The 11403-nt window shown below is 40.8% G+C and carries 7 protein-coding genes; 3 read left to right on the top strand and 4 right to left on the bottom strand.

All coding sequences use genetic code 11. The features are described 5' to 3' along the window. Positions 1 to 11: 11 nt before the first annotated feature. Genes EHS15_RS04280 through EHS15_RS04265 form a run of 4 tightly spaced genes read right to left on the bottom strand, consistent with a single transcriptional unit; the run spans position 12 to position 7470 of the window. Positions 12 to 1013, bottom strand: a complete 1002-nt coding sequence (locus tag EHS15_RS04280) for a response regulator (protein WP_135759297.1) — start codon at positions 1011 to 1013, stop codon at positions 12 to 14. Positions 1014 to 1025: 12 nt separating this feature from the next. After that, entirely contained in the window at positions 1026 to 4373 is a 3348-nt protein-coding gene (locus tag EHS15_RS04275) for an MHYT domain-containing protein (RefSeq protein WP_135759296.1), read from the bottom strand. Positions 4374 to 4407: 34 nt separating this feature from the next. Then, the gene (locus EHS15_RS04270; protein WP_135759295.1) at positions 4408 to 6159 is read right to left on the bottom strand and encodes a patatin-like phospholipase family protein; all 1752 of its coding nucleotides are present in this window, start codon (positions 6157 to 6159) and stop codon (positions 4408 to 4410) included. 15 nt (positions 6160 to 6174) lie between these two features. After that, a complete protein-coding gene (locus tag EHS15_RS04265) occupies positions 6175 to 7470 on the bottom strand; it encodes an MATE family efflux transporter (protein WP_246051885.1) in 1296 nt (431 codons plus the stop codon). 77 nt (positions 7471 to 7547) lie between these two features. Between EHS15_RS04265 and EHS15_RS04260 the strand changes: the two genes are divergently transcribed. Genes EHS15_RS04260 through EHS15_RS04250 form a run of 3 tightly spaced genes read left to right on the top strand, consistent with a single transcriptional unit; the run spans position 7548 to position 11403 of the window. After that, the gene (locus EHS15_RS04260) at positions 7548 to 8858 is read left to right on the top strand and encodes an amidohydrolase family protein (RefSeq protein WP_135759293.1); all 1311 of its coding nucleotides are present in this window, start codon (positions 7548 to 7550) and stop codon (positions 8856 to 8858) included. A 35-nt stretch (positions 8859 to 8893) separates the two neighbouring features. Continuing rightward, the gene (locus EHS15_RS04255; RefSeq protein ID WP_210416286.1) at positions 8894 to 9589 is read left to right on the top strand and encodes a hypothetical protein; all 696 of its coding nucleotides are present in this window, start codon (positions 8894 to 8896) and stop codon (positions 9587 to 9589) included. Continuing rightward, complete coding sequence (locus EHS15_RS04250; protein ID WP_135759292.1) at positions 9586 to 11403, top strand: TrkH family potassium uptake protein; 1818 nt, start codon at positions 9586 to 9588, stop codon at positions 11401 to 11403. Before EHS15_RS04255 ends, EHS15_RS04250 begins: the two co-directional genes overlap by 4 nt.

Raw genomic sequence — 11403 nt, 5'->3', positions numbered from 1 at the left:
AAAAATCCCACCTAACGACTTGCCATTTCTTCGGGCCATTTGTCTCTGATTTCCAATACTGCTGGTAAAACACCGATAAACTGTTCCACCAATTTCGCATCGAAGTGAATTCCCGACTGATCTTTTAAAAATTGAACCGCATCGGATACTTCCCAGGCTTTTTTGTAAGGTCTAATTGTTGTTAGTGCATCAAACACGTCTGCGATCGCAACAATCCTTCCTTCCAAAGGAATTTCTTCCGCTTTCAATCCTTTCGGATATCCGGAACCGTCCCATTTTTCGTGGTGTGTGAGTGCGATCACCCTTGCCAATTGTAAGATCGTAGAGCTGTGTTCCCCTATGATTTCTGCACCGATCTCCGGATGTTTTTTCATCACATTCCATTCTTCTTCGGTGAGTTTTCCAGGTTTTTGAAGAATGCTGTCAGGAATTCCGATTTTTCCCACATCATGCATAGGAGCTGCGTTCAAAATGTCCTCCGCATCTTCCGAAGAAAAACCCGCCGCTAATGCCAATACACGAGAATAATGGCTCATTCGAATCACATGCATTCCCGTTTCATTGTCTTTGTATTCGGAAGCCATTCCCAATCTTTGAACGATTTGCAGCCTAGTTTCTTTCACTTCCGTGATGCTGACTAAGGAAAGATGAGTTCGAACTCTTGCTTTTACGATAGGCGGACTGACCGGCTTGGAGATATAATCAACGGCACCTAACTCAAAACCTATGAGCTCGTCATCTACTTCCGACATGGCGGTAACGAAAATAACCGGCGTCGATTTGGTGTTTTGGTCCACTTTCAATCGTTTGCAGACTTCGTGTCCGGTCATTCCTGGCATCATCACATCCAAAAGAATTAAATCGGGCTTTTCGCTTAATGCAAGTTCAATTGCTTTTTGACCGTCTTTTGCGAATAGTAGATCGTATTCATCCTGCAAAACATGTTTAAGAACTTGTAAGTTGGCGGGTTCATCATCAACGATTAATATTTTCGGAGTTTTTTGTTTTGGCATCAATCTTTAACCTTAATTTATGACTTTTTTCTGGATCGTTTTCAATTCTGCGACCGCAAGATCGAATTCAAATTGAACGATAGATTCTTCTATCCTGGAAACGGAAGATTGAAAATCGGATCTTTTTAAGGAATCCGAAATAATCTTCCAACTTCTTTCATTCAAAGAACCTCTCGATAAATCGGAGATAAATGTTTCCAGAAGAGAACCTAGATCTTTTTTCTCTTCCAAAGATAGGACGGATGAATTTACAGCTTCTTCCGAAGAAATGGAGCCGTTTTTCTGAACTTTCCATTTTTTAAACTCGTTTAAGTTTTGAAAAAAGGTTGTTTCCAGATCTGAAATTTCGCCTCTAGAGAATTCATTTTTATGCAATCGTTCTTCCCAATTTTTGGTCAATGATGCCAATTCAATTACACCCAAATTTGCAGCAACTCCTTTGAGTCTGTGAACGAAGGTAATCAACTCATCATTGTTAAAGGAAGTAATTTTTTCAGCATCGATCAATGTTTCGTATTCGGCAAAAAAGCCGTCTAATGTTTGTACGTATTTTTTAAGATCGCCGAAAAGACGAACTCCTCTCTTCACATCGAATTGTTCATGTGTTTCGAATACTTCCGTTTCTTTCGGTTGTGATGATATAAAATCTTTCCCCATTCCTATCGCTTTTGCGATTTCCTGAAATAGAACTTCCGTCTCCACAGGTTTTGCGATGAACCCGTTCATTCCTGCCGCTTTGGCCGAAACTTTATCTTCTTCGAATACGCTGGCGGAGAGTGCCAAGATCGGGATTTCATTTTTACCTTTATCTTTTTCCAACTGACGGATGATTCTGGTAGCTTCCAATCCGTCCATTTCCGGCATTTGAATGTCCATCAGAATCAAATCGAAATTTTGACTTTCCCATTTTAAAATAGCTTCCTTGCCGTTTCTCGCTACATCTATCTTGTGTCCTCCGGCGGTGAGTACCAAAGAAATCAAATCCACGTTTTGATAGACATCATCCACAACCAACACATTGAGTTTAGGTAGATTATAATTTTCTAATGATTCTTTTTCGGAGATTCTTTTTCCGGGACGCAGAGGAAGAATTACATGAAAGATACTCCCGACACCCAGTTCACTTTCCACCCAAATCTTACCCTTCATGAGTTCGGTCAATTGTTTGGAGATAGTCGTGCCTAAACCGGTGCCTCCGTACTTTCTACTCATCGAAACATCCGCCTGCGTGAAAGGATCGAATATCTTTTCCAATCGATCTTTAGAAATCCCTATTCCTGAATCTCTGATTAGAAAATGAAGTTTGTCTCCGTTTCTTAAAATGCTAAGTTTAACAAAACCCTTTTCAGTAAACTTAATCGCATTTCCCAAAAGATTGGTAAGGATTTGGCGAACGCGAAGAGAATCCCCTTTATAGAATTCCTCTACGTTCGGATCCAAATTTACGATGAACTCCAATCCTTTGTTTTTTGCTTCGATGCTCATCGAAGCCTTGATTTGATCGATTAGATTTTTGAAGGAAAAATCCAGTTCTTCCAATTCAAGAGCACCTTTCTCTAATTTGGCGGAATTAAGAATGTCATTTAACAATCGCAAAAGCGACTTGGCGGAATTACGAACCGTCTCCAAATGTTTTCGTTGGGTATCTTGTAGGCTCGTCGTCAAAAGAACTTCCGTAAACCCTATGATCGCATTCATCGGTGTTCGAATCTCATGACTCATATTGGTTAAAAAAGTAGTTTTGGTCAAAGCGGCCATCTCCGCTTTTTCTTTCGATTCGATCAAAGCTTCTTGAATCGTATGCCTGTCAGTGTTGTCTAAAATCACTCCATCCAAACATTTGATGGTTCCGTTGGGATGAAGCACCACTCCTCCGTATTCCAAAACCCAACGAATGTCTCCGTTTTTATGAAGGATTCTATAGTTTAGGACGAATGTATCTTTCGTATAAATCGCATTTTGAACGATATTTGCGATATGAATTTTATCATCAGGATGAGTGATATCATCGTAGGTTCGAATGCGGTTCGGATGCATGAAATCGGAGGCGGGGTAACCGGATAAAGTTTCGATAGCATCGCTCATGTACAATGTAGTCCAATCTTCATCCACCAAACAACGATATGCAACACCGGGAATGTTTTCGATAAGAGATCTAAGTTGTTCCTCATTCTGTTTGAGAGCCAGCTCTATCTGTTTTCTTTCCGTAATATCGTTGATAAAACCGACAAACAAATCTTCGTTGGGAAGTTTTGCATGACCGATAGCAAGCCGGATCGGAAACAAAAAACCTCCCTTTTTCATTCCTTGAGTTTCTCTGCCGGAACCGATGATCTTTGCTTCTCCCGTAGTAAGATAATGGTGAAGATAATTGTCATGATCGGAGTGATGAGGATCTGGCATCAGAAGATTGATTTTTTGTCCTATGACTTCGGAAGCTCTCCATCCGAACATCTTTTCCGCAGATTGATTGAATTCCTGGATATAACCTTTGCTGTCGATGATGATCACTCCGTCGACTGCCGTCTCTATGATCGCGCGCAATCTAGATTCACTCGCAACCAGGTTCCTTAATATATCTTTATAGCGGAGAAATAAATTCGTGATCAGTATGAAAATCAAAAAGCAGATGATCGTAAAAGAGACACTATGTGCCAAAAACGATTGGTCCACATCTTGATCGATCAGAATCACATCCGGCTGAGTGACAAAATTCGCTCCTGCCATTCCGGTGTAATGCATTCCTGAAATCGCAAGACCCATCACCAAACCGCTGATCATCGTAATTAAAAAAGGATGCAGTTTGAATTCGGATTTTCTCAATCCGTTTCTGATGTACAAGGCAAGTATCGCAAATAGAACAGCAACTATGATGGACAATGCGAACAGATAAGGATCGTAAAGAAGATCGGGTTGCATCTCCATCGCACTCATCCCCACATAATGCATGGCCCCGATCCCCGCTCCCACGATGGTTCCGGCTAATATGAGTTCTCTGATACGAGGATTTTCCTTCGTTAAAAAGGAAAGAGTCATCGTTGAAGCAATGAGTGCAGGGAAAAAAGAAATAAAAGTAAGAAGTTCGTTGTATGTAACTCGAGTGCAAAGTTCGAACGAAAGCATTCCCAAAAAATGCATAGACCATACGGCACTTCCTTGTGCCAAAGAACTGGTGAGTAAAATGAGGATTCTGGAATTTTTACTATGAACGTTGGGGAACTGACTTAGAAAATGAAGAGAGATGCAGGATGCGAAAATGGCAATGCCTATGGAAAGCAAAACCAACCAAGGATTGTAAGTTCCATCAAGGAGAACTACGTTCGTAGAATCGAAAAGAAAAAATTGATTTAAATTGCCCATCCGAATCCCTGAAAGGATTTCAGAGGGCAGTATCTTAGGCGAATAGTCGCTTAATTTCTACTAAATTATCCTCTGCTTCCTTTTCGCCTTTATCAATTATTTCTTGGTATCTCACAAAATCAAACAATTGAAACTCTTCTAAATGAAAATGTACAAACAAATCCATCCTAGGACGTTTTAAGCGAGTGATCTCTCTACCTTCCAAAGTAATGGTTCTTGTCATGATTTGTAGAATCGGTGGATACTTTAAGGTGTCCCAAATGTAGCGAAAAAAACCTTTTTCAGTACTATTCCTATCTTCGAATAGTTTTACGGGAACCATCTCCTGAAGAGGGGAAACATTCACTCCTAAAACTACATCCGCACCTTTGGAACGAATCAAACTTTCAGGAACATTGTTTATCATTCCGCCATCCACCAAAACTTTTTCTCCCAAACGATACGGAGGAAATGCTCCCGGCAAACTCATAGCACTTGTTAAAGCTTCCGTAATGGGACCTTGGTCGAAGATATGTTCTTGTCCTGTCAATAAATCAACCGCAGAAGTTGCGAAAGGAAGAGGAAGTTCCTCGATTCTTTGATCACGAAATGCTTCCTTCAGCATTTTTTTCATTCTTTTCCCTTTGAAAAAAGCAACGATAGGAAGAGTAGGATCGAAAGCACTTTCCAATCCCCCGAAGAATAGTTTGATCATTTCTTCTATTTTTTCGGGAGGTTCTTTGCGGGCATACAATGCGGCAATCACCGCACCCATGGAAGCTCCTGAGATAAAATCGAAGTGAATTCCTTCCCGATGCAGAACTTTGAGAAGACCCACATGGGCTAGAGCTCTCGCTCCTCCTCCGCCTAACGCTAGTCCTCTGGTTTTGGATACCACATAACGGGCTAAAGTATCTTTTTGATAGAAAGTTCTTAGATCACTGTCAGGAGGAAGATAACTTTTTACCACGCCGTCTTCCAAAAGACGAATGGCTCTTCCTTGGAAATTGCGGATCCTTCCTTTCCAAAAATTAACGATCTCTTCTTTTTCCTTATAAAACTTTTCCGGTTCCTGCTCCCAAAATACGATGAAGTCTGCCTGCACCACCAGATAAGGAAGTTCCTGTCTGGAAACTCCTTCATCGAAATAGATATGAACCAAAGGAGTTTTCTTTCTAACATCAGTTAGATATTCTGATATTTTGGTAGGATCCATTCCTATAAATTTGGAGATAGGAATGTTCGTACTGATCGCCTTAGTAGCGTCTCCGTAATTTTCCAAAAACGCATCTATTTTAGTGCCGAAATGATATTCAGGTTCCAGAGGGATATGAATGCATAATCTTCGTAATCCGGAGAAAGAACCACGGTTTGGTGATCTTTCCAAATGTTCTCTCATACGAGAACCCATCATATGAATGATATTTTGAGAAAGAACCTTCTCCTGAGCGGCCAATTGCAGAAACAACTTTCCATTCAAAACATAAACAAGAGTGTCTATCACCGCAATCGCGGAAGTGGAATGGTTGGAACTTGAGATAAGAGAGTTTTCGGCCAAAACCTGACCGGAACCGATATAAACGTTTCCATGATTGGAAACGTTTTCTAAAAGAATTTCGCCGTAACGAATGATGTAAATATTTTCAGAGCTCTCTCCTTTATAGTAGAGAGCTTCATGACTGCGGATGAGTTTTTCTTGAATATTATTGGCGATACGAGTCAGAACGGCAGGGGATAATTTTTTGAATAAATCAACCGACTTTAAAAAACCTTGTATCGCAAGTCGTTCCTGTTCCTTTCTTTTCATATTACCCTCTTCCTATTAAAGTCGTATGTTCACCCACTCCTTCTTGCGAAATTTTCTGACAAACATGACTGCAAGGATCAAAATCCAAATAAAAAATGCAGTCCAAATTCCGTTTGAGCCCAATTTGAGTACTATCCCGAAGAGATAGGCCAGAGGGAGCATGATTAAGAATGAGACGAATAAATATACAAACATTACCCAATACATCATTCCCGCACTTCTCAAAGCGGAACTCACAACCATATGATAAGCATCTCCTACTTGGATTAAAGCCACGATACATAAAGCAGGATAAGCTTCCGAGACCACCAGAGGTTCGTCCGTAAAGAAACTAAGCAAAAAATTTCCAAAAACGATGAATACCAAACCCATCGTGCCCATCATGATCGCAGAAAAAGTGGCGGATCTCATCGTTCCTTGATAAGCAAGCCGGATCTTTCCCGCACCCATCGCCTGTCCCAAAATGGTAGTGGCGGAAATCCCGAACGCAAAACCGGGCATAAAGGAAAGACTGAGACAAGCGATCACTACGTTTGCAGCGGCAAGAGAAATGGTGCTGATCATCCCTGCGATTTTCATAAATCCCACAAAGGAAAGATTGGTGAGAGTTCCCTCGACTGCAGGAGCGAATCCTACAACACATAACTCCCGTATGATTTCTTTATGAGGTGTCCAAACCTGTGCATCGAAGAAACGTTTTATTTCTTTTTTCATAAAAAAGAAAAGCACAACCAAAAGAGAAGGAAGACCTGCCAAAGCGGAAGCGATCGCAGCACCTTTCACACCTAACTCAGGAAAACCCCAGTTTCCGTAAATGAAGAGCCAATTGAAAAAGATATTCGAAACAGCGGCTACTATGGAAGACAACATACCCGCTTCCATGATTCCGATTCCATCGAAAAACCCTCGTAAGGCGAATCCTACAAAGAAAAGAAAAGTACCTAAGAAACGATAGGCGAGATAATCACCGGAAAGACGGATCACTTCCGGATCGTCTCCTAAAATTCCCATAATGGAATGTCCGTACTCGTATCCCAGCCAAGACAAAATGATTCCGATTCCAAGGGCCAGATAAAGTGCGTTGATGAGAGTCGTTCCTACTCCCAAATCATCCTTCTCTCCGTATCTTCTTGCGATGATGATCTGCACCGCCATGGAACCGCCCATCAAAAAGGAAAAAATAGAGAAGTAAACAATCCCGCCGAAACCGGCTGCCGCTTGAGGAACGGCACCTAGTTTCCCTACCATTGCCGTATCTGCGATCATAATGGCAGTATAACTGATCATCCCGAAAAAAACAGGGATTGCCATAGAAAGAATTTTCTGATTCAATCGAGTCAGCTTCAAGACTCGTCTAATTTTATGAAGCATGGTTTGGTCATTTTTTTATGTATTGTGATCTACACAACCACCTTTATGGATGTTTACCTGCTGAAACACTCTATCGCATCGGAAAGGAAAATCCTGCTCCCAGATGGGCGCTTTATTTGGATTCTTATGAAAAAGCATACGGAGTTCGCATCAAACCTCACTCCTTCTTTCAGGAATATGCGGATATAAAGAAGTTTCAATCCCTCTATCATTTCAGAGAAAAGGCTCCCTTTCTTCATTTTCAGGCAAAATTCAATTTGATCATCGCCTTAGTACAGTTTCATGACAAAGAGATTACAGAAGTCACGAAGGATGTGGTAGAAGCTCATTCATTACAAGACGTAAGTTATGCGGAATACAGACTTATGTTCGGTAAAGAAGAATCAAAAGAAGTCTTTTATAAAAAATTGATGGCTTGTTGTGAAGGTTTGGCACTCGGAGAAGAAAAAGCAAAATCTTTCGGGAAGTCCATCCAAGGCAGGCTTGCCATGTCTCTTCATAGGGATCTAAACTTCGAACAGCATTACGACTGGATGAAAAACTGGATGGAGAAAGAATCTCTGATCAAAAAATATCTGGTCGCCATTGATTTTTGCCATATAGAGGAAGGTTTCCCTCCTAAAGACAAAAGAAATTTCTTTCAAAATGTGATTTCGGACAACAAAGCGGAATCTTCGACTGCACTTGCCATTCTTTATCATGTAGGAGAAAGTTTCAGAGACAAAACTCCTTTCTCCGCTGCCAGATGGGTTTTGGAATCTTCCTTATGGGGAGCACATCGTTTGGGTCATGCGCTTGCATTGGGAGTTTCTCCCGATTATTTTTCCAGTGAAGAAAGAACGGAACTCGTTTCGGAAAGGCTTGATCAACTTCAATTCGAACTGGAAAATTATGAATCCATTCTCGATTACGGATCTTATTTTTCTAAAGAAGAATTGGATGCGGAAAGGAAAGAAATTTCATCCAAACCGAACACGGACACCATATCCATGTTAATGGATCATAATAAAATGAACTACCTTCGTACGTTTCAAAATTATTGTATGGCGCAAGTTGCAAAAACAAATACAGTCATCGAATCTTGCCCCAGTTCGAATCTTTATATAGGAATGCTCGAATCTTTAGTCGATCATCCGATCGCTCGCTTTTATGAAAATAAAATCAAACTTACGATCGGTTCCGATGATCCAGGTCTATTTGATACTCATCTGCCCAACGAATACGAATTAGCATTGGAATCGGGAATCTCTGAAGAAGCATTGAAAGAAATTCAAAGACGGTCTTTCGATTACAAATCCGCCATTCTGAGCGGGCGCGAAATCGATTGACCTGAATCCAGTATGTTTAAACTGGAAAAGTCCGCATGAAACGTGTGTCTTTTCTATGTTTGGTTTGTATGATCTGGTCGATCCTGTCTCCAGGTCTTCTTATGTCCCAAACGAAAGAAGGTTTTTACGACACGAACAATTACGATCTTCGTAAGCTTCCTGGAAGTGACCCGGAAGCCAACATTATGCCTGACGTTTCTCAACCTCCTACGTTTCAAAAACCTGTTTTATCCACTCCTAAAGATGCACGCACTCAATACGATCCGATTGCATCGATTCCCGGAGCAGGTGCGATGAACCCTTCTCAAATGAACACGGGGAACATCCAAACAAATGCGAGCCAAAATCCTTTATCCAAATCCGGAACACTTCCTATCAATCCCCTGACAGGAGAAGTAAATCCTGCCGCCTTACAAGGGCAACTCGATCGAAGTAGAATCAAAAAAGAAATTGAAAAGAAAAAAAAGGAAGAGTTCGACGAGGATGCGGTTTACGAAGAAACCAAATTCAGACGCGGTTACATCATTTTTTTTCTCACTGTTCCGTTCGCATTAGGGTTGTCGGCCGGTTTGGCAGGAGCCATAGGAGCCACAAAAACGTTAGGTGGAAGTCTAATCATGATTTCGGGAACCTTCGGTCTTTCCGGAACCAACGTATATCTGGACAACGAACGAATCGAGGAACATAGGGAAAAGAAAAAACAAAAACAACTCGCCGATAAAGCTCCTTGAAGTTCAAAAAATTCATAGCTACCGCTTTAGGATATTGGAAAGAGATCCAATCCAAAAAACATTCCATCCGTAAATTTTACTTCGAGTATTTAAGATCCACAGGAAGATTTATCTACACATCTTCGGGAGTCATTTCCTTAGTCGTCCTTATCGCAGAATTCGGTTTTTATTATCCAGAGGAATGGGTTCCTTATGTAAGATTTTTAGTGAGCCTTCTAGTTGATTTCTTTTTAGTGTATGAGGTTCTATCTTTTTTATTCACTTCCAAAACCGTTTGGGAATATATCAAAACCCACAAACTAGAGTTAGTTATCATATTTCTCATTCTTGTGGAAAAAGTCTACGAAGACGACATCATTTCCATGCTGAAGGAATATCACCTAACCGGAAACGATACGACATTGATCTTCCTCTCAACGAATCAAATTCTTTTTATATTCGCAAACCTAGCTCATTTTTTTCGAATTTCAAAATTTTACGATGTCAAAAACATCAGCCCTTCCCTTGTATTCGTAGGTTCCTTCGCACTCATCATTCTAATCGGAAGCAGTTTTCTTCATTTTCCTAAAGCGACCACCAAACCGGTATCTACGATCGACATCGTATTCACTACCATTTCTGCCACATGCGTGACAGGGTTGTCCACTATTTCCATTGCGGAAGATTTTACGATTACAGGTCAATTGATCCTTCTTGCGCTCATCCAAGTCGGCGGATTAGGGCTAATGACTCTCACCAGTTTTTTTTCCTTCTTTCTTGCAGGGCAAGCTTCCGTTACCGATAAATTATTGTTAAAAGATCTTTTGTCCGAAGAATCCATAGGAAAAGTGAAAGGACTTCTTAAACAAATCGCATACCAAACCTTTCTGATAGAATTTGTAGGTGCTGTGCTTCTATATTTTTCTTTTCCGGAAGAATCCCCTCTTCCCCATTCCGAAAGAATCTATTTTTCCGTTTTCCATTCCATCTCTGCATTCTGCAATGCAGGATTCAGCCTCATCCCTCAGGGGTTGTCGGATCCCATTTTCTTTAAAACGGAATCTTTTTTATCTGTTATCATGGTTTTAATTATGTTAGGTGGTATCGGATTTCCAGTTTTGGGACAGATCAAAAAAAGAATCATGAATCCGAGGGATCGTCACTTTCGCTGGTCTATCACTTCCAGATTAGTGCTTTCCACTTCCACCATACTTTGGATTTTCGGAACCGTCGCCTATTTTATGTTAGAACAAAATCATACCTTACAATCTCTGAGTACTTTCGATCAAATCTTTCATTCCTTGTTTTATTCCGTAACAACTAGGACAGCCGGATTCAACACATTGGATCTGACCCAAATGGGAATTCCCATCACTTTCATTTCCTTTTTTTTAATGTGGGTAGGAGCCTCTCCCATATCGACAGGTGGTGGAATCAAAACAACGACTCTCGCCATTTCTTTTTTCAATATACTCAATCAAATTCGAGGAAGAGCTAATTTGGAAATCCATTACAGATCCATTGCTCCTTCCACAATCATAAGAGCAAGCGCAACCATCGTATTATCATTATTTATCATCTTTCTTGCCATCTTCGGAATGGTGATCGTGGAAACGGCTCCCTTCATCGATATTTGTTATGAAGTGGTATCCGCTTTCGGTACGGTAGGACTCACAAGAGGACTTACTCCAGGGCTCACTTCTACTAGTAAAATCATACTTTGTTCCGTGATGTTCGTAGGAAGAGTCGGCATTCTCACTTTACTTATAGCTGTCACCAAACAAGCAGTCATCAATTCTTATAAATACCCTCTTGAATATGTCGTGGTAGGATAA

Source organism: Leptospira idonii, from assembly GCF_004770995.1.
GTDB classification, from domain to species: Bacteria; Spirochaetota; Leptospiria; order Leptospirales; family Leptospiraceae; genus Leptospira_A; species Leptospira_A idonii.
This window is presented reverse-complemented; position numbering and strand designations above follow the sequence as displayed.